Origin of the sequence: Actinomadura madurae (assembly GCF_900115095.1) — a bacterium.
Taxonomy (GTDB): Bacteria; Actinomycetota; Actinomycetes; order Streptosporangiales; family Streptosporangiaceae; genus Spirillospora; species Spirillospora madurae.
The window spans coordinates 86,284-108,492 of sequence record NZ_FOVH01000013.1; the positions used below are offsets into that span (position 1 = coordinate 86,284).

General features: G+C 71.5%; 23 protein-coding genes. 15 read left to right on the plus strand and 8 right to left on the minus strand.

Annotated features, from left to right (window positions below):
* Positions 1–29: 29 nt before the first annotated feature.
* A complete protein-coding gene (locus BM339_RS31230) occupies positions 30–1,253 on the minus strand; it encodes an ABC transporter substrate-binding protein (RefSeq protein ID WP_075023202.1) in 1,224 nt (407 codons plus the stop codon).
* Between the two features lie 501 nt (positions 1,254–1,754).
* Between BM339_RS31230 and BM339_RS31235 the strand changes: the two genes are divergently transcribed.
* The 8 genes from BM339_RS31235 to BM339_RS31270 all read left to right on the plus strand — a co-directional run bounded on the left by BM339_RS31235 (position 1,755) and on the right by BM339_RS31270 (position 7,653).
* Positions 1,755–2,531 (plus strand): carboxymuconolactone decarboxylase family protein, encoded by a 777-nt coding sequence (locus BM339_RS31235; RefSeq protein WP_021592468.1) that lies wholly within the window; start codon positions 1,755–1,757, stop codon positions 2,529–2,531.
* Positions 2,528–3,322, plus strand: a complete 795-nt coding sequence (locus BM339_RS31240) for an N-acyl homoserine lactonase family protein (RefSeq protein ID WP_075023203.1) — start codon at positions 2,528–2,530, stop codon at positions 3,320–3,322. The genes BM339_RS31235 and BM339_RS31240 overlap by 4 nt, the downstream gene beginning before the upstream one ends.
* Positions 3,323–3,387: 65 nt before the next feature.
* Positions 3,388–4,206 carry an SDR family NAD(P)-dependent oxidoreductase gene (locus BM339_RS31245; RefSeq protein WP_021592470.1) on the plus strand — a complete coding sequence of 273 codons (819 nt, stop codon included), beginning with the start codon at positions 3,388–3,390 and terminating at the stop codon, positions 4,204–4,206.
* Positions 4,207–4,270: 64 nt separating this feature from the next.
* Positions 4,271–5,188, plus strand: coding sequence for an NAD(P)-dependent oxidoreductase (locus tag BM339_RS31250; protein WP_021592471.1), 918 nt, complete (start codon positions 4,271–4,273; stop codon positions 5,186–5,188).
* Entirely contained in the window at positions 5,185–5,580 is a 396-nt protein-coding gene (locus tag BM339_RS31255; protein WP_021592472.1) for a cupin domain-containing protein, read from the plus strand. The genes BM339_RS31250 and BM339_RS31255 overlap by 4 nt, the downstream gene beginning before the upstream one ends.
* Positions 5,581–5,626: 46 nt before the next feature.
* Positions 5,627–6,022, plus strand: coding sequence for a 4-carboxymuconolactone decarboxylase (pcaC, locus tag BM339_RS31260; RefSeq protein WP_021592473.1), 396 nt, complete (start codon positions 5,627–5,629; stop codon positions 6,020–6,022).
* A complete protein-coding gene (locus BM339_RS31265) occupies positions 6,015–6,941 on the plus strand; it encodes an NAD(P)-dependent oxidoreductase (RefSeq protein ID WP_075023204.1) in 927 nt (308 codons plus the stop codon). Before pcaC ends, BM339_RS31265 begins: the two co-directional genes overlap by 8 nt.
* A 1-nt stretch (position 6,942) precedes the next feature.
* Positions 6,943–7,653, plus strand: coding sequence for a GntR family transcriptional regulator (locus tag BM339_RS31270; RefSeq protein ID WP_075023205.1), 711 nt, complete (start codon positions 6,943–6,945; stop codon positions 7,651–7,653).
* Between the two features lie 8 nt (positions 7,654–7,661).
* Here the strand turns inward: BM339_RS31270 and BM339_RS31275 are convergent, their stop codons facing one another.
* On the minus strand, positions 7,662–8,393 hold the full coding sequence (locus BM339_RS31275) for a GAF and ANTAR domain-containing protein (RefSeq protein WP_021592476.1): 732 nt from the start codon (positions 8,391–8,393) through the stop codon (positions 7,662–7,664).
* 244 nt (positions 8,394–8,637) lie between these two features.
* Entirely contained in the window at positions 8,638–9,030 is a 393-nt protein-coding gene (locus BM339_RS31280; RefSeq protein ID WP_075023206.1) for an STAS domain-containing protein, read from the minus strand.
* Positions 9,031–9,388: 358 nt separating this feature from the next.
* Between BM339_RS31280 and BM339_RS31285 the strand changes: the two genes are divergently transcribed.
* Positions 9,389–10,282 (plus strand): alpha/beta hydrolase, encoded by an 894-nt coding sequence (locus BM339_RS31285; protein WP_021592478.1) that lies wholly within the window; start codon positions 9,389–9,391, stop codon positions 10,280–10,282.
* Between the two features lie 30 nt (positions 10,283–10,312).
* Complete coding sequence (locus BM339_RS31290) at positions 10,313–11,296, plus strand: sigma-70 family RNA polymerase sigma factor (protein ID WP_021592479.1); 984 nt, start codon at positions 10,313–10,315, stop codon at positions 11,294–11,296.
* Between the two features lie 7 nt (positions 11,297–11,303).
* On the opposite strand, the gene BM339_RS31295 is transcribed toward BM339_RS31290, so the two are convergent.
* Both BM339_RS31295 and BM339_RS31300 read right to left on the minus strand, forming a co-directional pair.
* Positions 11,304–11,957, minus strand: a complete 654-nt coding sequence (locus BM339_RS31295) for a response regulator (protein ID WP_024933959.1) — start codon at positions 11,955–11,957, stop codon at positions 11,304–11,306.
* A gap of 5 nt (positions 11,958–11,962) precedes the next feature.
* Positions 11,963–13,273: a sensor histidine kinase gene (locus tag BM339_RS31300; protein WP_218163810.1), complete on the minus strand. Its 1,311-nt coding sequence runs from the start codon at positions 13,271–13,273 to the stop codon at positions 11,963–11,965.
* Positions 13,274–13,530: 257 nt separating this feature from the next.
* Between BM339_RS31300 and BM339_RS31305 the strand changes: the two genes are divergently transcribed.
* Positions 13,531–14,667: a Clp protease N-terminal domain-containing protein gene (locus BM339_RS31305; RefSeq protein ID WP_075023208.1), complete on the plus strand. Its 1,137-nt coding sequence runs from the start codon at positions 13,531–13,533 to the stop codon at positions 14,665–14,667.
* A 15-nt stretch (positions 14,668–14,682) separates the two neighbouring features.
* Here the strand turns inward: BM339_RS31305 and BM339_RS31310 are convergent, their stop codons facing one another.
* The 3 genes from BM339_RS31310 to BM339_RS31320 form a co-directional block, all read right to left on the minus strand.
* The gene (locus tag BM339_RS31310; RefSeq protein WP_021592483.1) at positions 14,683–16,065 is read right to left on the minus strand and encodes a tannase/feruloyl esterase family alpha/beta hydrolase; all 1,383 of its coding nucleotides are present in this window, start codon (positions 16,063–16,065) and stop codon (positions 14,683–14,685) included.
* Positions 16,066–16,302: 237 nt separating this feature from the next.
* On the minus strand, positions 16,303–17,085 hold the full coding sequence (locus tag BM339_RS31315; RefSeq protein WP_021592484.1) for an ABC transporter permease: 783 nt from the start codon (positions 17,083–17,085) through the stop codon (positions 16,303–16,305).
* Entirely contained in the window at positions 17,085–18,056 is a 972-nt protein-coding gene (locus BM339_RS31320; protein WP_200871666.1) for an ABC transporter ATP-binding protein, read from the minus strand. Before BM339_RS31320 ends, BM339_RS31315 begins: the two co-directional genes overlap by 1 nt.
* Before the next feature lie 120 nt (positions 18,057–18,176).
* Here BM339_RS31320 and BM339_RS31325 point away from each other — a divergent pair, with 120 nt between their 5' ends.
* The 4 genes from BM339_RS31325 to BM339_RS31345 all read left to right on the plus strand — a co-directional run bounded on the left by BM339_RS31325 (position 18,177) and on the right by BM339_RS31345 (position 22,206).
* Positions 18,177–18,779: a TetR/AcrR family transcriptional regulator gene (locus BM339_RS31325; RefSeq protein ID WP_024933960.1), complete on the plus strand. Its 603-nt coding sequence runs from the start codon at positions 18,177–18,179 to the stop codon at positions 18,777–18,779.
* A gap of 488 nt (positions 18,780–19,267) precedes the next feature.
* Positions 19,268–20,374 (plus strand): FecCD family ABC transporter permease, encoded by a 1,107-nt coding sequence (locus tag BM339_RS31335; RefSeq protein ID WP_075023210.1) that lies wholly within the window; start codon positions 19,268–19,270, stop codon positions 20,372–20,374.
* Between the two features lie 7 nt (positions 20,375–20,381).
* A complete protein-coding gene (locus BM339_RS31340) occupies positions 20,382–21,191 on the plus strand; it encodes an ABC transporter ATP-binding protein (RefSeq protein WP_075023317.1) in 810 nt (269 codons plus the stop codon).
* A 31-nt stretch (positions 21,192–21,222) separates the two neighbouring features.
* Positions 21,223–22,206 (plus strand): ABC transporter substrate-binding protein, encoded by a 984-nt coding sequence (locus BM339_RS31345; protein ID WP_021592489.1) that lies wholly within the window; start codon positions 21,223–21,225, stop codon positions 22,204–22,206.
* The last annotated feature ends 3 nt before the right edge of the window (positions 22,207–22,209 follow it).

Genomic DNA, 22,209 nt, shown 5'->3' on the forward strand with positions numbered 1-22,209 from the left:
CGGCCGCGGCCGCCGCGGTCCGCGCGCGGTCATCCGCCGAGCTGGCCGATCCGCTCGAACTCGCCGTTCTTGACGCCGAGGACGTAGAGCGAGCTGACGCCGACGTGGTCGGTCTTGGAGAAGGTCAGCTCGGGATAGATCTCGGACGCCTTGACGCTCTTCCAGGACTCCAGCTGCGAGACGATGGCGGTGCCCGTCACGTTCGGCCCGACGCGCTTGAGCGCCTCGACGACGACCTGCGCCGTCCCGCAGCCGCGGAGCGTGACGCCCTCCACCTTGAGCCCCGCCGCCTGGAGGACCTTGGTGCACTCGGTGTTCTTCGCCGAGGCCGGGTCGAGGGTGTCGGAGGTGACGACCAGCTTCGGCATGACCGCCGGGTCCACGGTGGACAGGAAGGTGTCCTGCGAGACCGCGGAGCTGCCGAGCAGCTTGCGGTTCGGCGCGAGCTTCTGCGCCGTCATCGCCTTGGTGAAGCGCGCCGCGTCCTGCGGGATCTGGTTGAGCACGATGTAGTCGGGGCGCAGCCCCTTCATCTTGAGCACGTAGGGGGAGAAGTCGGCGGTCCCCGGCGGGGCGGTGTACGTCCCCGCGACGGTGCCGCCCGCCTTCTTCACCGCGTCCGACACCTGCGCCGCCGTGTGCTCGGAGTCGGGCGTGGTCGTGCTCATGATCGCCACGGTGCCGGTGCCGTCGTTCTGGAAGACCCACGGGACCGCGGAGACCAGCTGCTCGCCGTAGGTCGGCATCAGGTTGAAGTACATGGGGTTCAGCGGGTCCAGCAGCTTCGTGGACGCGCCGAACACGAACAGGAAGGGGATCTTGGCGGCGCCGAGCAGCGGGACCTGGGCGGGAGGCTGGAGGCTCCCGCACTGGCCGGTGACGGCGTCGACCTTCTTGGCGATGAACGCCTTGGTGTTCGTGACCGCCCGCGCGGCGTCGTAGCCGTCGTCCCGGTTGTCGATCTTGATCTTCCGGCCGTTGACGCCGCCGCCGTCGTTCACGTGCTTGAACCAGGCGAGCATGGCCTTGTTCATCGGGGCGCAGCTCGACCCGACGGCGCCGCTCAGCGGAACGGAGATGCCGAGGTCGATCGGGCCGTCCGACCCGGACGCCCCGGCCTCGCCACCGGAGCCGCAGGCGCTCGCCAGGAGCGCGAGTGCCAGGCCGGTCGCACCGGCACCGAGCAGGGCGCGGGACCTCGGGCGGTTCGGGGAACGGCGGCGGGACGTGCGGGCCCGGGGTTCGTACGACATGGTCGTCTCCTGTTAGCGCGTTTGACGGGGGAGTTCGTGGAGTTGCCGATCTGGTACGACCTGTTGCGTCGCCCCACCGGAGGTGTCCTGCCCGGCATGAGCGGGAAGGGCGCCGGCGTCCATCGGCCGGTGGACCGGGTTCCGGCCCTGCCCGACCGCGCGACGACCGCGTCGCCCCCGAGCGTTTCGTTGGACTGTCGGCTTGTCTGACAATTTACGGTGCAGTGTAGCCCGCGCTCAACGCGGCGGCAATAGTCGGTTCACGAGATCGGCCATCGGCCCCGTCACGACCCTGGCCAGGGTATTGCCGCGCGACCGCGGGTGATCTCCGGGCCATCGCCGAGCCCCTCTCCCGGCCGGGATCCGGCGGTGAGGGTGGAGGCACTCTTGCCATCTAATGTCTGACGATCGTATTGTCAGACGTCGAGTCGGATCCGGAGGGCGGCCCGCCGCCGGCGGCCGACGCCGTCCCGGCGCCGCGATCCCGAAGGAGTGACGCCCATGGCGCTCAGCGCTGTGCAGGAAGAGATCAAGGCCGAGTTCATCCGGGTTCGCGGTACCTGGGGGGACACCTGGCAGGCCATGCTGGAACTCGACCCCGAGTTCGTGCGGGCCTACACCGGCTTCTCCGCCGTCCCGTGGCGGAAGAACCACCTGGACGACAAGGTCAAGGAGTTCGTCTACATCGCCGTCGACGCCGCCGCGACGCACATGTACCTCCCGGGCGTCCGGCAGCACGTCCGGGCGGCGCTCCGGCTCGGCGCGACCCCACAGGAGATCATGGAGGTGCTCGAACTGACCTCCACGCTGGGCATCCACGCGATGAACATCGGCGTGCCGGTCCTGGTGGAGGTGCTCCAGGAACGCGGCCTGCGCGACGGCCCGGCGCCGCTGACCGCCCGCCAGGAGGAGTTGAAGGCCGAGTTCACCAGGACGCGCGGCTACTGGCACTCCTTCTGGGACGAGATGCTCGAACTGGATCCCGAGATGTTCGAGGCCTACACAGAGTTCTCCTCGGTCCCGTGGCGGACCGGCCCGCTCGAACCGAAGGTCAAGGAGCTCATCTACATCGCCTTCGACACCGCCGCGACGCACCTGTACGTCAAGGGCCTCAAGCTGCACATCGAGAACGCCCTGGGCCACGGCGCGACGGCGCAGGAGATCCTCGAGGTCATGGAGATCGCCAGCGTCATCGGGATCCACGCGGCCACGTCCGCCGCGCCGATCGTGGTCGAGGAGATGAAGGACCTGGAGAACGGGCAGGGCGAGCGGGCGTGAACGGCGCCACGTACGAGGTGACCGCGCTCCGGTACGGAACGCGGACCGGAACGAAAGCCGAGATCTACCTCAACTACGCCATCTATGGCGAGCCGGACGAACCGCTCGGCATGGACTACTACTGCTGGGTCGCCCGCAACGCCGCCCGCACCGTCGTGATCGACACCGGCTTCGGCCCGGAGGGCGGCGCCCGCAGGGGACGCACCACCGTGGTCGACCCCGTCGAGGCGCTGGCGCGGGCCGGGGTGGACGCCGCGACGGTGCCGCAGGTGATCGTCACCCACGCGCACTACGACCACATCGGCAACCTCGCGCGGTTCCCCGCCGCCGAGGTGACCATGGCCCGCCGGGAGTTCGAGTTCTGGACCGGCCCCTACGCCCGGCGCGCGCAGTTCGCGGTGTCGGCGGAGGAGCGGGAGACCTCCCACCTGGCCGAGGTGCGAGGGCAGGGCCGGATGACCCTGATCGACGAGCCGTACACCGTGGCCCCGGGGATCGAGGTGGTTCCCGTGGGAGGCCACACACCGGGCCAGGCGATCGTCCTCGTGGACACGGCCGGCGGGCAGGCGGTCCTGGCCTCCGACTCCGTCCACTACTACGAGGAGATCGAGCGGGACCGGCCGTTCACGTTCGTCGCCGACGTCGAGGCGATGTACCGCGGCTTCGACCTCCTCAACGAGATCGTCGCGGCACCGGGACGGGTCCTCGTCCCAGGGCACGACCCGGACGTGCTGCGGCGCTTCCCCGTCCACGACGGCTTTGACCCGGGAACGGCCGTCCGCATCGGCTGACCCCTCCAGAGAACGACGCACCGGGCCGCGCGAGCGGCACCGGCCGACACGAAGGAAGCGAGACCATGGCTCTGAGCGGACTCGGCGGCAAGGTCGCGGTCGTCACCGGCGCGGGCGGGGGGATCGGCGCGGCCAGCGCCCGGCGCCTGGCGGCCGAGGGCGCGCGGGTCGTCGTGGTGGACATCGACGGCGCGGCGGCGCGGGCCGTCGCCGAGGCCCTGTCCGGTGACGCGTTCGCGGTCCAGGCGGACGTGTCGCGGGAGGAGGACGTCGACCGCTACGTCGGCGCCGCGGTGGACCGTTTCGGGCGGATCGACCTGCACCACCTCAACGCGGGGATCTTCGGGACGTTCACGCGGCTCCCCGATCTCACGGTCGAGGAGTTCGATCATGTGATCGGGGTCAATCTGCGCGGCCCCTTCCTCGGCCTGCGCGCAGCCTTCCGCCGGTACGAGGAGCAGGGCGGCGGTGGCGCGGTGGTCGTCACCGGGTCGATCGCCGGGCTGCGCGGCAGCTCCGACCTGCTGCCCTACCAGACCTCCAAGCACGGTGTCGGGGGTCTGGTCCACGGGTGCGCCCTGTACGGCGGGCCGCTCGGCGTGCGGGTGAACGCGGTCGCCCCCGGCCTCGTCCCGACCGGGCTGTTCGCCGGGGGCGGGGACGCCAGGGGAGGCGGCGGGGACATGGAGCGGCGCGGCACCACCACCCCGATGCGCCGCGTCGGGACGCCCGATGAGATCGCCGGGGTGGTCGCCTTCCTGCTGAGCGACGACGCCGGCTACGTCACCGGCGAGATCGTCTCCGCGGACGGCGGCGCGTCCGTGGTGAACACGGTCCGGCCGTCCGGGGGCGCCGGGGCCTGGGATCCCGGGGACGTCTCATGACGGGCGAACGGCGGTTTCCGGCGGAGGGCGCGTGCCTTCCGCGTGGACGAGAGGAGGCGGGAACGTGACCGGATCGCGGATCGGGTTCATCGGACTCGGGAACATGGGCGGCCGCATCACGCGGCGCATCGTCGACGCCGGGCATCCCGTGCTCGGGTTCGACCTGGACGCCTCGCGCGCCGCGGCGGCGGGCGCGTCCGCGGCGGCGAGCGTCGCCGAGGTCGCCGACGGCGGCGATGTCGTCCTGCTGTCGCTCCCCGACAGCAGGGCCGTCGAGGCGGTGGTCCTCGCCGACGACGGGCTCCTGGCGTCGAGCCGGGCCGGCCAGGTCGTGGTGGACCTCAGCACCGCCGCCCCGTCCTCGACCGCCCGGCTGCACGCGGCCTTCGCCGAGCGCGACGTCGCCTACCTGGACGCGGGCATCACCGGCGGTGCCGCCGCCGCCGAGAAGGGCACCCTGACGATCATGGTGGGCGGCCCGGCGGACGCCCTGGAGTCGATCGGGTGGCTGCTCGGCCTGTTCGCCTCCGAGGTGTTCCCGATGGGCGGCAGCGGCGCCGGCCACACCGCCAAGCTGCTCAACAACTTCCTCAACGCGGTGGCCCTCGCGGCGACCGCCGAGGTGATGGTGGCCGGCCGCAAGGCGGGGCTGGACATGCGGACGCTGCTCAAGGTGTTCAACACCGGCAGCGGCGTCAACTTCGCGACGCTCAACCGCTTCCCCCGCATCGTCGAGGGCGACTACCTCGAAGGCGGCCTCACCGGCGCGCTGATGATGAAGGACGTCGTCCTGTACGTCGACCGCCTGCACGAGCTGGGCGTCCCCAGCCTCAACGCCCCCGGGCCGCTGGCGAGTTTCGGCCTGGCCGGCAGCACCGGCTACGCCGACATGATCAGCAACCGCGTGGTGGACGCGATCGGCGACATCGCGGGCGGGGTCAGGCTCCACGACGGCCCGGACGGCGGAAGGGGCTCGGCATGAAGATCATTCGCGGCCGGGCGGCGGACGGAGTGTCCGTGCGGCGCTCGGAGACCTTCACCGGGACCGTCTGGCTGGACCCCGTCTTGCCCACGACCGACGGCACCACGGTCAACAACGTCTTCTTCGCCCCGGGCGCGCGCACGCACTGGCACAGCCATGAGCACGGCCAGATCCTGCACGTCACCGCCGGCGGCGGCCTCGTCCGCACGCGGGGCGAGGCGCCGCAGCGGCTCCAGGCCGGCGACACCGTGTGGGTTCCGCCCGGCGAGGTCCACTGGCACGGCGGCGCGCCCGGAAGCTACCTGCTGCACCTGGCCGTCTCCCTAGGGACGACCAGCTGGCTGGAGCCCGTCGGCGACGACGAGTACAGCGCCGCGGGCGACGCGCCGTGACCCGGGCGGGCGCGGCAACGGACACGACTCGAGATGGGGTACACGCATGACGAAGCACCAGGCCACCGATCGTTTCGACGAGGGGCTGGCGGTCCGGCGGAAGGTTCTGGGCGCCGAGCACGTCGACCGGTCCCTGGCGAAGGCGACCGACTTCGCGCGTCCCGCCCAGGACCTCGTCACCGAGTACTGCTGGGGCGAGATCTGGACGCGCGACGGCCTCGACCGCAAGACGCGCAGCCTCCTGAACCTGGCCATGCTCACCGCGCTCGGCCGGATGCACGAACTCGCCGTCCACGTGCGCGGCGCGATCACCAACGGCTGCACGGAGGAGGAGATCCAGGAGGCGCTGCTGCAGACGATGGTCTACTGCGGAGCCCCGGCGGCCCTGGAAGCCTTCCGCGTCGCCGACACGGTGCTGGCCGAGGTGCGCTCGCATGACTGACCAGCGGGCCATCGGTCCCGGTTCCGTCGTGGGCTTCGTCGGGCTGGGCAACATGGGGTTCCCGATGGCCGGGCGCCTCGCCGACGCCGGCTACGCCGTGCGCGGATACGACGCGGACCCCGCCGTCCGCGCGAGGTTCGCCGAGGCCACCGCGGCGCCGGTCACCGAGGCGGCGGAGGTGGCGGACGGCGCCGACGCCGTCGTCACGATGCTGCCGAACTCGGCGATCGTCCACTCGGTGGTCATCGGGGACGGCCTGCTCGACCGGATGGCGGAGGGCGCCGTCCTGGTCGACATGAGCTCCTCGGAACCGCTGCGGACCCGGGAACTGGCCGCGCAGACCGCCGCCCGGGGCGTCCCGCTGGTGGACGCGCCGGTGTCCGGCGGCGTGGCGGGCGCCCGGAAGGGCACCTTGACGGTCATGTCCGGCGGGGAACCGGAACCGGTCGCGCGGCTGCGGGGCCTGCTGGAAGTCCTGGGCGGCAAGGTCATGCACGTCGGGCCGGTCGGCGCGGGGCACGCCCTCAAGGCGCTCAACAACCTCCTGTCGGCGACCCATCTGCTGGCCAGCTCGGAGGCGATCATGGCGGGCCGGGAGTTCGGGCTGGATCCCGCCGTGATGCTCGACGCGATCAACGTGTCGAGCGGCCGCAGCGCCTCCACGGAGGCCAAGTGGCCGCGCTTCGTGCTCGACCGCGGCTTCGACTCCGGCTTCGGGCTGCGCCTCATGCTCAAGGACATGCGCATCGCCGTCGGGCTCGCGGAGGCCACCGGATGGCCGGCCCGCCTCGGGGAGGCGGCCGCCGACCTGTGGTCCCGGGCCGCCGGCGTCCTCCCCGCGGACGCGGACCACACCGAGATCGTGCGCTGGCTGGAGGCCGAGCACGGCTCGCGGGGTCCGGCCACCGCGGGATCATGACATGGCGAGCGGCGAGAACTCGCTGACCGGCGCGCTGAGCGGAATCCACGTGGGCCGCGTCGCCGCCCCGCTGCGCGAGCAGGTCCTGGGCGGGCTGCGGGACGCGATCCTGAACTTCGACCTCAAGCCGGGCGAGCGTCTCGTCGAACGGGAGCTCATCGAGCGGATGGGCGTCTCCCGGACGACCATCCGGGAGGTGCTCCGGGAGCTCACCGCCGAAGGGCTCGTCGTGGTGGTCCCGAAGAAGGGCGCCGTGGTCTACGCCCCCTCTCCGGAGGAGGCGAAGGACCTGTACGCGGTACGGGCGTCCCTCGAAACGCTGGCGGTGAGGCGGTTCATCGAACGCGCCCCGGCGGACACGGTGGAGGCACTGCGGGCGACCGTCGACGGCGTGGAGGCGGTGGTGGCCGAGGGCGGGGACATGCTCGCGCTGCTCCAGGCCAAGGACGACTTCTACCGCGTCCTTCTCGACGGGGCCGCGAGTCCCACGTTGCAGGACATCCTCGGCCGGGTGCAGGCGAGGGTGCGGCTCCTGCGCGCCACCTCGCTCTCCCAGCCGGGACGTCCACCCCAGGTCGTGGCGGAGATCCGCGCTCTCGTCGAGGCCATCGCGTCCCGCGACGCCGAGCGCGCGACCAAGCTGTGCGACACGCACCTGCACGAGGCGGCGGCAAGGGGCGTCAAGGCTCTGAGCGGCGACCTCGCGCCCTGACGCCCGGGTCAGCGGGCGTCGGGCAGCTGCCTGGTCTCGATGAGCCGTTCGGCCACGTGGCGGAGCTTGATGTTGTGGTTCTGGGACGCGCGCGACAGCAGTGCGAAGGCGTCGTCGCCGGTGATCCTGTGGCGTTCCATCAGGATGCCGGTGGCCTCGCCGATGCGCCGGTTCGAGGAGATGGCGGCGTGCAGGTTCTCCTCGCTGTTGGCCCCTGCCAGCGCGACGGCGGCGTGGGAGGCCAGCAGCCACCCGATCTGCTCGGAGCGGTCGGTGAGCGCGCCGGACTCGCGCGTGTACAGATTCAGCGATCCCAGGTTCGGCTGCTTGGGGTCATCGATGTCGGTGAACAGCAGGAACGCCAGCATCGACCCCATCCCCAGCTCCCGCGCCCCGCGCACGAAACGCGGCCAGCGTTCGTCGGCGCGGGTCATGTCGGTGATCCGCACCGACTGGACGTTGTCCCGCGCGGCCGCGAAACACGGCCCCTCGCCCAACCGCGCCTGCATCTCGTCACAGTCACGGGCCAGCGAACTGGAGGCCGCCAGGACGTGCGTCCCTCCGCGGTGCACCACCATGACACTCGCGTCGGTACAGCCGTCCACCAACTTGATCGATGCCGAGACGATCTCTCGCAACGTGGCCTGGACCGTCGGCTGCCTCAGCAGGTTGCGCGCCAGTTGCGCCAGCGCGTTCGCCAGATGCTCGGGTTCACGCCCACCGGACAAGTCCCTTCCCATGCAATCACCCGCTCTGAGAAGCCATGCACCACCGATCCGTCCTGCTCGCCCAACTTTAACGATCACTCGTCCTGGCGAGTGCGTCGTGTGTGAAGTTCGTTATCTCGGTTAGGGGATCGACAGCCCCGGCGATAGTGCCGCGGCGTCCGCCGGTGCAAGGGGATGCCTGTCCGAACCAGCGGCAGGCGTCCCCGCCTTCAGCGTCTTGGAGGGCTGACCGGCGCGCCGGCGCCGGGGGAGGCGGTCAGCGGCGGAAGCGGCGTTCGGGTGATCCGAGGCGGAAGCGCGATTCTCGGTGGACGGAGGCCGCGGACTCCTCGAAGGGCACGATGCGGGTCACGCCCGTGATCGCGCAGACACGGCGCACGATCCCGGAAGGCGGCAGCCGCAGGGTCAGGGGCGTGTTCAGCTCGCCGGCGCGGCGGTGTGCGCGCAGGATCGCGTCCACGACGCTGGAGTCGCAGTACTCGCAGCTGGTGAGATCGAAGATCATGGCGGGGACGCCGTCGTCCAGCAACCGCTGCGCGCAGGTATGCAGATCGTCGTAATTGGCGAAATCGACCTGGCTCGGCAACCGCAGGACCGCGTGTTGGCCGGTGAGCTCGACGGTGATTCCGGTCGGCGTTCTGAAGGGCATGGACACGGGCCACCTCACTCGAAATCGAGGTAAAGGTGGGCCACGCTTCTGGACCCTGATGACACCAAGGAGCCGGTATCTGGTTCCAGTGTCCTCCCCTGGTGGACGGAGCTCAAACGGTGGACGATCTCCGGAGGCTCCCCGCCGCCGTATGCCCTTGTCACCCGCTGAACGCTGAAACCAACGTCACAGGCCCTGCGCCGCTGTCGGGCGGGCCGCCCCGAGAAGTTCGGCAAGGGAGCGCGATTCCTTTCCGGCGGGCGGTGGTCTGCATGGGTGAAGGGCACGTCCCGAGAACCGGAGGGATCATCATGACCGGCGAACGCCAGGTGCTCGCGGCCAGGACGGAGGAGGGGGGATGACGAGCAGGCAGTCCGAAGCGGTCAGGCGGCACTGGGCGGCGGCACGGCAGGCGATGACCCGGCCGGACGCCGGGCAGCCCGACGACGAGGCTTGGGGTGACCTCACCGCCGAACCGCGGGGAGTGGACTACACCGAGGCCGAGGCGGACGGCATGCCCGCGATGTGGCTGGTGCCCAAGCACGGCGTCCAGGACCGGGTCCTGTTGTGCATGCACGGCGGCGGCTTCGTCAGCGGCTCGATCTACACGCATCGCAAGATGTTCGGTCATCTGGCCAAGGCGGCAGGGATGCGGGCGCTGGTCTTCGACTACCGCCTGGCTCCCGCCCACACCCATCCGGCGCAGGTGGACGATGCGGTCGACGCCTACCAATGGCTGCTCGATCAGGGGATCGACCCCGCTCACATCGCCTTCACCGGCGACTCCTCCGGAGGCGGGCTGTCGATCACCGCTCAGCTCCGGGCGCGGGAGCGGGGCCTGCCGCTGCCCGCCGCCGCGATGCCGTTCTCGCCGTGGACGGACATGGAAGCCGCAGGAAAGTCCTACGAGACCAACCGCGACAAGGATCCCTTCTTCTACCCCGAGACCGTGCGGATGCTCGCGGCCACCTTCCTGGGTGAGGGCGGCGATCCCCGGGACCCGCTCGCGAGCCCGCTGCACGCCGATCTGGCCGGCCTCGGACCGGTCTACATCCAGGTGGCAGGGGACGAGACGCTGCTGGACGACGCCCGCATGCTCGACGAGCACGCCCGCAAGGCCGGCGTCGACGTGAGGCTGGACGTCTTTCCCGATATGCAGCACACCTTCCAGATGGCCGCGGGTAGGGCTCCGGAGGCCGACGACGCTATCGGCAGGATGGCCGGATGGGTTCGTCCCAGACTCGGGCTGTGACCGGCTCATGGCGAAGAAGGGGAGGGGCGGGTGCCCGACGAGCACGAGTTCGCCCGCGGCACTGAGCCGTTCCGGCGCGAGCTGCTGGCGCACTGCTACCGGATGCTCGGATCGGCGGACGAGGCCGAAGACCTCGTCCAGGAGACCTACCTGCGGGCCTGGCGCTCCTACGGCACCTTCGAGGGACGGTCATCGCTGCGGGTCTGGCTGTACCGCATCGCCACCAACGCGTGCCTGACCGCCCTGCGCGACCGCGGCAGGCGGGCGTTGCCGTCCGGCCTGGGGGCTCCGGCCGACGACCCGGACGCCCTGCCCGAACACGGGGCGGACCCGGACGTGGCCTGGCTACGGCCCATCCCGGACGCACTGGTAACTCCGGAGGAGGACGACCCCGCAGCGATCGCCGCCGCACGCGAGAGCCTGCGGCTCGCGCTCATCGCCGGATTGCAGTACCTGCCGCCGCGGCAGCGCGCCGTGCTCCTCCTGCGCGAAGTGCTGGGCTTCCCCGCCGCCGAGGTCGCGGCCATGCTCGACACCACGGTCCCGGCGGTCAAGAGCGCGCTGCAGCGGGCCCGTGCCCGTCTCGACGAGGCCGCTCCCGAACGCGAGCGGCTGACCGAACCCACCGCTCCACACGCCCGCGCGCTCCTGGAGCAGTACATCGCCGGCTTCCAGAACGCCGACACCCGGGCCCTGGAACGGGCGCTGCGCACCGACGCCGCCATCGAGATGGTCGGCACCCGTACCTGGTTCTCCGGCATCGCGACCTGCCTGCGCTACCTCGCCAAGGTGAGCGGATCGCCCGGCGACTGGCGGATGACCCCCGTCCTCGCCAACGGTCAGCCCGCCGCTGCCGCCTACCTCCGCTCCGCCGACGGGATCCACCGCGCGTTCGGCCTCGGCGTCCTGGCCACGACCCCCCATGGCATCGCCCGCATCACCGTCTTCTCCGGAGGCCCCGATCTGCTCGCCGGATTCGGCCTCCCGCCCGCATGGGAACCGCCCCTGACCTGACGAAGGGTCATTGGGCGGTCGGCAGACCGGCGTCGTGGGCCAGGATGGCGGCCTGGGTCCGGTTGGCGCAGTCGAGTTTGGTGAGGATGCGGCTGACATGCGCTTTCACGGTGCCCGTGGCCATGTGGAGTCGCTGGCCGATCTCCGCGTTCGACAGGCCCGCGGTGACCAGGCGGAGGACGTCGCGTTCGGTGTCGGTGAGCCGCTCGATCCGGCGTTTGGCCGTCGCGGCGCCGTCGTCGGAGAGCAGGTGGCGTTCGATCAGCCGGCGAGTGATCTGCGGGGCCAGGATCGACTCCCCGGTGGCGGCCACGCGCACGGCCTGGATCAGCTCGGTGGGGCCGGTGTCCTTGAGGAGGAATCCCACGGCCCCGGCCCGGAGAGCCTGGGCGACGTTGTGGTCGTCGCTGAAGGCGGTGACCATGACGATGTTGGTCTCGGGGGATTCGCGCACGATGCCCGGGATGGCCGCGAGGCCGTCGCCGCCGGGCATGTTGACGTCCAGCAGGGCGACGTCGATCTGCTGCTCGCGGCAGGCATGGACGGCGGAGGGGCCGTCGGTCACCTCGGCCGAGACCTCGATGTCGTCGGCGTGGTCGAGGATGAGGCGCATGCCGGCTCGCATGAGCGCCTCGTCCTCGGCGATCAGGGTCCGGATCACGCGCGTCATTCTAGGGCTCGGGCGACGATCAGCGCGGCGGTGCCGAGGACGACCGGGACGAGTACCAGCAGCCCGAGGCATCCGGCGCCCAGCGCCCGGGGCATCGTGAGCACCTCGCCGTCGAGCGGCTTGGGCGGTTCGGGTACATCGCGCAGCATGGCGGGGTCGCCGGGCATGGGGACGGGCGGACGCAGAGGGAGGTCGGCCGCGACCACGAATCCGCCCTCGGGCGTGGGACCGGCGGTGAGGGCTCCGTGGAGCAGGGCGATCCGCTCGTCCAGGCCGACCAGTCCCTGGCGGGTGCCGGGGCCACGCTGCGGCGTGCCCCGTACCGGGCCGTTGATCACGCGTACGCGGACACGGCCGGCGTCGTTGGCGACCTCGACCCTGGTGCGTGTGGCGGGAGCGTGCTTGTGCACATTGGTCAGGCCTTCGCGGACGACACGGTGAACGGCTTGGCGCGTCCGCGGGTCCGCGTCGCCGAGGTCCTCGCCGGCCCACGCCAGGTCGACGTCGATTCCGGCTCGCCGGGATTCGGTCACGAGGTCGGCGATATCGGTGCGGGTTCCCTTGTGTTCTCCGGCGGTCTCGGTGGCGCCCTCCATGGGGTCGCGGAGAACCCCGAGGATCTCGCGCAGCTCGGCCATCGCCGTCGCCGCCGTGGTGCGCAGGACCACGGCCTGGTCGCTCACCTCCGGGGCCTTCTCGGCCATGGTGATCTCCAGCGCCCCGGTGTGAATCGATATCAGGGTGAGCCGGTGTCCGAGCATGTCGTGCATTTCGGTGGCGATCCGCGCGCGTTCCTTCATGCGCGCCTTTTCCCCGCTGAGCGCCTGCGCCCGCTCCAGGTACTCGTTGCGTTCGCGCAGCAACCGGACCAGGGGACGGCGCTGTCCCATCAGGCTCCCGGACCAGGCCGGCAGCGGGAGGAGGAACGCGGCGCTCAGCACGTGACCGGCGAGCGCCTCGCCGAGCCCGACCGAGGAGCTCATCTCCGACGCGACGCTGAGGGGGAGGCCGGCACCCGCGGTCACCAGCACCATCGTCCACAGGCGCCGGGCGGGACGGATGCGCCGTGCCGTCGAGTAGGCGATGACGGGCAGGACCGCTATCGCCCCGACGTTGGTGCCGCCCAGCACCGGTGCGGTGGCCACCAGGGTCGCGGCCGGCCAGCGCCTGCGCGCGGGGACCAGGAGAGCCGCCCAGCAGGCGCTCGCCGCGGTGGCGGCCACGAGGCCCGGCGACGGCGGTGACGCCCAGAGCGGCAGGAATCCAAGGGCGAGCGCCGTCAGGGACATCGCGAGCTCGCCGGCCACCACATGACGCGGCGCGGAGCGCACGGCGGCCCGCGCCTCCCGCGCCTCGCGGACGACGTCCGCGCGGAGGGAGCGGGCCCGTTCGACCAGCGGAGAAATCTGCGAACACCTTACCTTCGTCCGGGACGCGGCTCGCGTGCTACGCCGGTCGGCTCCCTCATGATGGCCGATCGGCCACGAAGTCCGGCTGATCGGCAGATGTCCCGCGAAATGGCGCGTTCATAGGCTACCTCGTGATGATCAAGGAAGGAGATCGCATGATGAACGCATCGCAGACCCGCACCACCGACGCCTCCCTGGAGGTCGTGGGTGCGCTGGCCCAGGCGTACCGGAAAGCCGCCCAGACCGGCGATACCGTGGGAACCCAGCACCTGCTCTTCGCACTGCTCAGGGGCGAATCCGCGGCAGTGGATCTGCTGTCTCGCGACAACGGCGGACTGCGCGGGGTCATCCTGGCCAAGGACGAGACGGTCTGGCTGAGCGAAGACGACGGCGGCGGCGACCCGTCGACCGCGTCCGCGGTCACCGCGCTGTTGCACGAGGCCGGGTGGGTCGCCTTCCGGAAGGCGAAGCCGACCGACACATCGGCCGCGCCGGAGAGCCGGCCTCCGCTGCCCTCCGGCGCGCTGGCCGCCGCGCTCGGCCGGATGCTCGTGTCCGCTCACGAACTCGGCGTCGCCTGGGCGAACGAGACCCACCTGCTCATGGGACTGCTGCACGACCCCGGCAACCGGGCGAGTGAGGCGCTGCTCGAACGGCGGCTGGACCGGGACGAACTCATCGCCAGGCTCGCCGTGCTTCCGACCGTGCGCCAGAACGGCAAGCCGAACATGCTCAGCCTCGACGGGCTCCGGAACCTGGGCATGCTCGACCACGCTCCAAGCCGGGGATGGGGCGGCCGCATCGGCAGGTGGCTCACCAGCGGTGGCCACGGGTCGCCCGTCGTGCCCACGGTGCGCTCGGAGGCACAGCGTCAGGCCGTCCGGCTCGGACACTCCAGCGTGACCACGGCGCATCTCCTGCTCTCCATCCTCGTCCTGGACGACCAGATCGCCATCGCCGGCCACCGCTTCCGCGACGGGGTCGCCCAGGTCAACGGCGCCGCCGAACTGCTGCGCACCCGAGGGGCCACCCCGTCCGCGGTGCTGGGCGCCGTCGCCGAGCTGATCCCGGCGGGCGACCGGCCGCAGGCAGGGTCGCTCATTCCGGACATGGAAGGTGGCGCCGAGAAGGCGGTGACCCGCGCACGCCTGCTCGCCAATGAGCGCAAGAGCCCGTCGACCGGTACCACGCACCTTCTGTCCGCGGTGCTGGCGGAGCCCGACGACCCGTGCCACGCTGTGCTGTCCGCCGTAGGCGTGGACGTCGAGGAGCTCCGCCGAGCACTCGGCTGAATCCGTGAAAGCCGATCAGCCGATGGCGCAGGCGTTGACCACGTCACCGGAGGTCTGGCGCGGGATGGTGGCGCTGGGCGGGGGCGCCTGACCGCCGCCCGGACCCACCCAGCGTTCGAGGGCCTCGAAGGCCGTCCGCATGCAGGGGAGCAGCGGCCGCATTCTGTCCGGGAACATGTCGTATTCGATGTCCAGGTGCGAGGCGCCCCCGATCCGGTAGTAGCGGTGCAGGGGGCCCGCCCCGTGCGAACGGACCAGCGAGGCGTACACGTCGCCGTGGACCTTGATCGGCAGCAGGCTGTCCAACGTCCCGTGCACTGTGATCAGCGGCTTGCGGATGCGGCCGGTGAGCGAGATCCGCTTCACCGCGTCGTGCACCTTGCGGGGACGCGAGAAGTACTCGTAGTCGGCGTCGCAGTTGGGTGTGCCGCTCTCGCAGTACGGGATGCCCGCGTCCAGGTCGCCGTCGTAGGTGGGGTCGAGCTCCTCTCGGGCCCTTCGCTGTGTGCCGTCCCAGATGGCCGTGTAGTTGAAGTCCCACAGGAACTCCGAGCCCGGGGCGAAGCCGGCCTTCAGCATCGCGGCGTGCGCCTTGGGATCGCCGGTCGCCTTGTACTTGGGGTAGTTGCGCAGCGCCACCGGCAGGTAGGTCAGCGCGTTCCGCCCCTTGCGCGGCCACAGTGTCCCCTCGGAATCGATGCCGCCGTCGTACAGCTCGGGGTGGTTCTCCAGCGCCCAGCGCACCAGTTGCCCGCCGTTGGAGATGCCCGCCGCGTACGTCCTGCGCGGGGCCTTGCCGTAGTGGCGATGGACGGTCGCCTTGGCGGCGACGGTGACCTGGGTCATCCGGAAGTACCACTCCCGGTAGGCGTCGCCGGGACGCTTGCCGTCCTTGTAGAACTGCGCGGTGTTGTTGCCCTTGTCGGTCGAGGCGAAGGCGTACCCCTTGGACAGCACCCAGTCGGAGATGGTGAAGTCGTTGGCGTACTGCCGGCGGTTTCCCGGCGCCCCGGAGACGACCAGTCCGCCGTTCCACTTCTTCGGAAGGCGGATGACGAACTGGGAGTCGTGGTTCCAGCCGTGGGTGGTGTTGAACGAGGAGTCGTCGCGGAAGTAGCCGTCGATCTGGATCCCCGGCACTCCGCTCGGGTTCCGGGTGGCCACCGAGTGCAGGCCCTGCCAGTCGGTCTTGTCGGTGTGGCCCGAGGCGACGGTGCCGGCGGTGGTCAGGTCGTCCAGGCAGGCGGCGACCTGATGCACCGCGCCGGGGACGCGGACCTTGTTCATGTGGGCGCAGCGGGCGTCGGCCTGCGCGGCCGGCGCGGCCATCACCAGAGGGGTCGCGAGGAGCGGCCCCAGCAGGGCCGAGAAGACGGATGATCTGCGAAGCATGGGCATGTGCAGCTCCCGGGGGTGGGAAACCGGACTCATCGATCAAGCCCGTGGCGGACGCCATGCTGCTCGACCGGCGGCGTGGGCGGCCACGTGGCGGGAGCCACTCTTCACCGCCGTCCTGTGGTTGCCACTTCATGATCCCGGGCCGGGGACCGGTCCACCTCCCACCTGCGGTGTGCTGCGCCTCATATCGGGAGCCTGAATATGTGGCCGATCACCTGACCCGCCGACCCGGCCATGTCAGCGGTTCATGGCGGTGCGGTACGCGCGGGCGGCGAGGGCGAGGCAGCAGGCGCCGAACACGGCCGAACCGGTGAGGCGCAGCGCGATCGCCGTCCAGTCGGGGTGCGGGGTCAGGGCGGACGCGAACGCGTCGATGTCGTAGGCGATCGGCACGGCGGCTCGGATCGGTGACGACCAGTCCGGCAGCGACTGCGGCGGGATCAAGCCGACGAACATCACGGCGGTCAGGCCGAACTGCCCCGCGAGCGTGGCGGTCTCCGGACGCGCCGGGGCGAGGCCGCTGAGCGCGCCGAGGCCGCCGAAGGTGATCGCCGAGGTGAGCACGGCCGGGAGCAGCACCCACAGGGGGGCGACGGGGAGTCCGAACAGGGCGGTTCCCGCGACCGCGGTCACCACGACTCCGGGGACGGCGAACGTCGCGTAGCAGGTGCAGAAGCCGAGGACGACGGCGGTGGGCCGGACCGGCAGCGTCCCGTAGAAGTCCAGGCCGCCGGCCGATTTGAGCGCCGAGAGCCGCTGGGCCAGCAGGTTCCAGGCGATGAACGCCACGACCGTGAGGACCGCCCCGGACACGACCGCGGCGCGGGACGCCTGCTCGGCGGACCCGCCGACGCCGCGCAGGAGCGCGAGGATCGCCAGCGACTGGACGGTCGCGACGATGACCACGGCGCCGCCGCCCGCGCGGGCGCGGCCGGACTGCGCGGTGTGGACGGCGGCGATGGTCGCGGCCACCGGCGTGAAGGTCCCGGGTGCGAAGGTCCGGAGTGACGTGGACGCCATCAGGAAACCTCGCCGGTGTCGCAGGAGAGAAGGACGTCCTCCAGGCTGGGCGGCGCGAGGCTGAAGTCGTCGAGCGCCGCGTACGCGGGCCCGGACAGGATCTGCGTCAGCGCCCGTTGCGCGTCCCGGACCGGAAGCCGCGCCGACCAGCGGTTCCCGCGCTCATGGATCTCGCCGCCGAGATCGCCGGGGGCGAGCGGCGGGGCATGGCGCCAGACCAGGTGAAGCCGGACGAGGCCGCCGAACCGGTCCTTGAGCCGCCCGGGGGTGTCGAAGGCGACGGTTCGTCCCTTGTGCAGGACCAGGACGCGGTCCAGGAGGGTCTCGGCTTCGAGGACGTTGTGCGTGACCAGGACGATGGCCGTCCCGCCGGCGCGTCGCCGGTCCAGCGCCTGCCAGACGGTCCGGCGGGCGTCGAGGTCGAGGCCGGTGGTCGGCTCGTCCAGCACCAGGACGGGTCGCTGCCCGGTCAGCGCGGTGGCCACCGCCGCGAGCCTGCGCTGACCTCCCGAGAGCCGCTCGATGCGGACGTCCGCGAGGTCTTCGAGACCGAGTTCGGTGAGCAGTTCGGCGGACTCGCGGCGGGCATGAGCGCGGGGGAGGCCGCGGAGCCGTGCCGTCGTCCGCACTGCCGTGCGCACGGTCATGTCGGTCAGCGCCGACTCGCTCTGCGGCAGGTAGGCCACATGCGCGGCGGCGCGCGCTGCCTGCCCGGTCACGTCCGACCCGCCGATGCGCACGGACCCGGCGTCCGGGCGCAGCAGCCCGGCCAGCATCCGCACGAGCGTCGTCTTCCCTGCGCCGTTGCGGCCCAGCACCCCGAACACCTCGCCGGGCCGGACGCTGAAGGAGACGCCGTCCACGGCGAGCCTTCCGGCGTCCGGGTAGCCGCGGCTGAGACCGCTCGCCGTGCACACCGCCTCGACACCGGCGGCCGGATCCACCGGGCCCGTCCTGATCTCGGTCGACACGCACCGCACCATACAGACAATTTGGTACTACGTCACGTAGTATCAGACCGTTCTCAGGAGTGCGCCCTCGTCCTGGCTGGTCAGGACGAGACAGAAAGGTGATCGCCTAGCATGCAGGGCGTGCCCCGCATCACCGGATCCCTCGATCAGCACCGCGCCGCCATGCGGGAGCGCATCCTGGTGGCCGTCCGCGAGATCATGACCACCGACGGCGTGGACAGGCTGTCGATGGCCGAGGTCGCCGCGAGGTCAGGCGTCAATCGCAGCGTCGTCTACAACTACTTCGCCGACGTCCGCGCACTCCTGATCGCGCACGCCGAGTACGAGACGACGCGTTTCACCAGGGAGCTGAACCGCGCGCTCCAGGACGCGACCGGGCCCACCGAACGCATCACGGTCTACGTCCGGCAGCAGCTCGCCGACTTCGCCGCCTACCCCCAGCCCGCCGGGCCCGAGCTCGCGACCCTGCTCGGGCCGGACGGCTACCGGCAGATGCACGCCCATGTCGGCCCGCTCGGCCGGCTCCTCGCCGAGATCATCGGAGACGGCGTCAGGGCGGGCGAGTTCGCCCCGTGCGATCCCGCCGGCACCGCCCACCTGGTCCACGCGTGCCTCGGGGCCGAGCGCTACCCGCTCGGACAGGGCACCCGCGACCTGGACGAGACCGTCGACCGCGTCACCACCTTCGTGCTGCGAAGCCTCGGCGTCCAACCCGCCACCTGACTCGGGGAGGCCTGAGCCGCAGCCCCCCGGCCGACCGCGTTGACCGGGACGGCCCTCGGGCAGGGTGAGGCGGGTGCGCGGCCATGGCCTCCCCAAACGAACCACGCCCCCGGAGCAGCTCGGCCCGGCCCTCCTGGGCGCACTGATCTCTCTGGTCGTGCCGACAGTTCAGGCGATCCTGCGCGGTTTTCAGCGCGGCGGGCTCGGAACCCATGTCGCCGCCCAACATTTCACCGCCGCCGGGTCCGGCACCGCGGTCTAAGAACGAGCCTTCGCCAGACTGACGGGCGCCGCCCCCGCGTACCTGGACCGTTTGCGCGCTGATCAGGGGGCGGTGGTTGCCGGGTCAGCGTGTCAACGCGTTGCGGGGTCATCCGGCGATCTCGGCCTTGAGCATGCTCCCGGCTCCACTCGTTTCCTGTCGCTTGACAGGACACTCCTGCATGATCTTAGTTGTTGCATATAAGTTGCAGTAGCCGAGGGGATGCATGGGCTCGTCACCGGTGGTCCTGGCCGTCGCGGGACCGGAGCACGACCTCGACGACCTGGGGGCATCCTCCCGGCGGCGCCGGTACCTGCTGCTCCTGGCCGGGCTCTCGGCGCTGTTCTGCGGGACGGCCGTCGCCGCGGTGGGGATGGGCGCGGTGTCGGTGCCGCCGACGACCGTCTTCGACATCGTCGGCCACCACGTGATCGGCAGCCCGGCCGACGTCACCTGGCGGGCGGCGCACGACTCGATCGTGTGGCGGGTCCGGCTGCCGCGGGTGCTGCTGGGTGCGGCGGTCGGCGCCGGGCTCGCCGTCACCGGGACGGCTCTGCAGGCGATGGTGCGCAACATGCTCGCCGACCCGTACCTGCTGGGGGTCAACTCCGGCGGGTCGACGGGCGCGGCGGCGGCGATCCTGTTCGGCTTCGGTGCCGGGTGGGGTGAGCACGCGCTGCAGATCGCCGCGTTTCTGGGCGCGCTGGCCGCCTCGCTGCTGGTCTTCGTGATCGCGCGTACGGCGGGGCGGGTCACCTCGACCCGGCTGCTGATGACCGGGGTGGCCGTCGGGTACGCGCTCTACGCGCTGACCAGCTTCTTGATCTTCGCCTCGGACTCGGCCGAGGGCTCGCGGTCGGTGCTGTTCTGGCTGCTGGGCACGCTGGCGCTCGCGCACTGGTCGGTGCCGCTGGCCGTGGTCCTGGTCGCCGTCGCCCTGGTGACGCTGACGCTCGCCCTGTGGGGGCGCCGGCTGGACGCGCTGGCGATCGGGGACGAGACCGCGCACACCCTGGGGATCTCGCCGGCGCGGTTCCGCCTGGTGCTGCTGGTCCTGGTGTCCTTGGCGGTGGGGGTGCTGGTGTCGGCGTCGGGCAGCATCGGTTTCGTCGGGCTGGTGGTTCCGCACCTGGCCCGGCGGGTCGTGGGGGCCGCGCATCGCCGGGTCGTTCCCGTCGCCGCGCTGATGGGCGCGACCTTCCTGTTGTGGGCAGACCTGGCCGCCCGCATGGTGCTGAGCCCGCAGGAGCTGCCCATCGGCATCATCACCGCGCTGGTCGGTGCGCCGTTCCTGCTCGTCCTGGTCCGCCGCCTGCACGCCGGAAGCGAGTGAGGCGTTCATGATCGAGGGACGCGGGCTCAGCTACGCCTACGGCGCCGCGACGGTGGTGCGCGGCGTCGACGTGCGGGCCGAGTCCGGCCGGGTCCTCGGGCTCCTGGGCCCCAACGGCAGCGGCAAGACCACGGTCGTGCGGATGCTCACCGGGATCGTGACGCCCGCCGGCGGGCAGGTCCTGCTGGACGGGCGTCCGCTGAACTCCATCGGCCACCGGGCGCTCGCCCGGCAGGTCGCCGTCGTGCTGCAGGAGGCGCCGGGCGACCTGCCGATGACCGTGGCCGACATGGTCCTGCTCGGCCGGGCCCCGCATCAGGCGACGCTCTCCCGCGACAGCGCGGACGACCACCGGATCGCGGCGGCGGCACTGCGCAGGGTCGGCGCGCGGCACCTGGCGGACCGGGTCTTCGTCCGGCTGTCGGGCGGTGAGAAGCAGCGCGTGATGATCGCCCGGGCGCTGGCGCAGCGGCCCTCGCACCTGGTGCTCGACGAGCCGACCAACCACCTCGACATCCGGTTCCAGCACGAGCTGCTCGGCATGATCCGCGGACTGGGCGTCACCACGGTCATCGTGCTCCACGACCTCAACCTCGCCGCCCGGTACTGCGACGACGTCCTGGTGCTCCAGGACGGGGAGGCCGTCGCGCACGGACCCTGCGCCGACGTGCTCACACCCGAGCTGCTCCAGGACGTCTACGGCGTCGGCGTCGAACGGCTGGAGACGTCCCGGGGCATCCAGTTCCTCTTCCACCCCCTCGACGACGCGACGGCCCCGCCGCAAGAGAGCACCCCCACGTCGTCCACCACGACCTGAAAGCCATACCGACACAGGGAGCGAACGTCAGATGAAGCGCCACCTCGCCTGGCTGGGGACCGGCCTGCTGGCCGCCGCGCTCGCCGGATGCGGCTCGACCGGCCCGGCGGAGGGCGGCCGGGGGAGCGCGGGCGGCCATCCCGTCACCGTCGAGAACTGCGGGGTGGACGTCACGCTGGACAGGGCGCCCTCGCGCGTCATGATCGTCAACAGTGCTCCGCTGCAGTACCTGTCCTCGCTCGGCGTGCTGGACCGGCTGGCCTCGCGGGCCGGGAAGTTCCCGGCGGAGTACTACTCCGAGCAGACCCTCGCGGCGGTCCGCAAGGTGCCGTCCCTCACCGACCGGCTCGGCTCGGACGGGCACCTGAGGATCTCCACCGAGTCGATCATCGCCGAGGAGCCCGACCTGCTGCTCGGCCTCCCGGAGGGCGTCACGCGGGAGTCGCTCGCCGCGGCGGGCATCCCGGTGCTCCTGGAGCCCAGCTTCTGCCCGGAAGGGATCAGCGACCCCGGCTACGAGACGATCTACAGCCAGATGCGGTTGTACGGGAAGGTCTTCGGCCGCGAGGCCAAGGCCGAGCAGGCCGTCACGGAACTCCGGCGGCGCATCGAGACGGTCGAAGCGGGCCTGCCCGCCCAGAAGAGCCGCAAGGTCGCCGTGCTGTGGCCCTACCGAGGCGAGGGGACCGTCGGGGCGTACGGAGGCCAGAGCATGGCCACGCCGCAACTGGAGACCCTCGGCGCCCGGAACGTGTTCGCCGACGTCGACAAGCGCGTCTTCGAGGTCTCGATGGAGGAGCTGCTGGGACGCGACCCGGACGTCATCGTCCTGCTGCACACCGACGGCACCGACCAGGAGATCAAGCAGGCACTGCTCGACATCCCCGGCGCCGGAGATCTGCGCGCGGTCAAGAACGACGCGATGACCGTGCAGCTGTTCAATTTCACCGAACCGCCCACGCCCCTGGTCCTTGACGGCCTGGAGCGTCTCGCGGCCTACCTCAAGGAGAGGTGACGC

Excerpts from the sequence above, each read along its gene's own strand:
- BM339_RS31305 (WP_075023208.1), top strand. The coding sequence starts at position 13,531 with ATGATGAACGCATCGCAGACCCGCACCACCGACGCCTCCCTGGAGGTC.
- BM339_RS31230 (WP_075023202.1), bottom strand. The coding sequence starts at position 1,253 with ATGTCGTACGAACCCCGGGCCCGCACGTCCCGCCGCCGTTCCCCGAAC.
- BM339_RS31315 (WP_021592484.1), bottom strand. The coding sequence starts at position 17,085 with ATGGCGTCCACGTCACTCCGGACCTTCGCACCCGGGACCTTCACGCCG.
- BM339_RS31285 (WP_021592478.1), top strand. The coding sequence starts at position 9,389 with ATGACGAGCAGGCAGTCCGAAGCGGTCAGGCGGCACTGGGCGGCGGCA.
- BM339_RS31310 (WP_021592483.1), bottom strand. The coding sequence starts at position 16,065 with ATGCCCATGCTTCGCAGATCATCCGTCTTCTCGGCCCTGCTGGGGCCG.
- BM339_RS31340 (WP_075023317.1), top strand. The coding sequence starts at position 20,382 with ATGATCGAGGGACGCGGGCTCAGCTACGCCTACGGCGCCGCGACGGTG.
- BM339_RS31265 (WP_075023204.1), top strand. The coding sequence starts at position 6,015 with ATGACTGACCAGCGGGCCATCGGTCCCGGTTCCGTCGTGGGCTTCGTC.
- BM339_RS31245 (WP_021592470.1), top strand. The coding sequence starts at position 3,388 with ATGGCTCTGAGCGGACTCGGCGGCAAGGTCGCGGTCGTCACCGGCGCG.
- pcaC (WP_021592473.1), top strand. The coding sequence starts at position 5,627 with ATGACGAAGCACCAGGCCACCGATCGTTTCGACGAGGGGCTGGCGGTC.
- BM339_RS31280 (WP_075023206.1), bottom strand. The coding sequence starts at position 9,030 with ATGCCCTTCAGAACGCCGACCGGAATCACCGTCGAGCTCACCGGCCAA.
- BM339_RS31235 (WP_021592468.1), top strand. The coding sequence starts at position 1,755 with ATGGCGCTCAGCGCTGTGCAGGAAGAGATCAAGGCCGAGTTCATCCGG.
- BM339_RS31270 (WP_075023205.1), top strand. The coding sequence starts at position 6,943 with ATGGCGAGCGGCGAGAACTCGCTGACCGGCGCGCTGAGCGGAATCCAC.
- BM339_RS31345 (WP_021592489.1), top strand. The coding sequence starts at position 21,223 with ATGAAGCGCCACCTCGCCTGGCTGGGGACCGGCCTGCTGGCCGCCGCG.
- BM339_RS31335 (WP_075023210.1), top strand. The coding sequence starts at position 19,268 with ATGGGCTCGTCACCGGTGGTCCTGGCCGTCGCGGGACCGGAGCACGAC.
- BM339_RS31255 (WP_021592472.1), top strand. The coding sequence starts at position 5,185 with ATGAAGATCATTCGCGGCCGGGCGGCGGACGGAGTGTCCGTGCGGCGC.
- BM339_RS31275 (WP_021592476.1), bottom strand. The coding sequence starts at position 8,393 with ATGGGAAGGGACTTGTCCGGTGGGCGTGAACCCGAGCATCTGGCGAAC.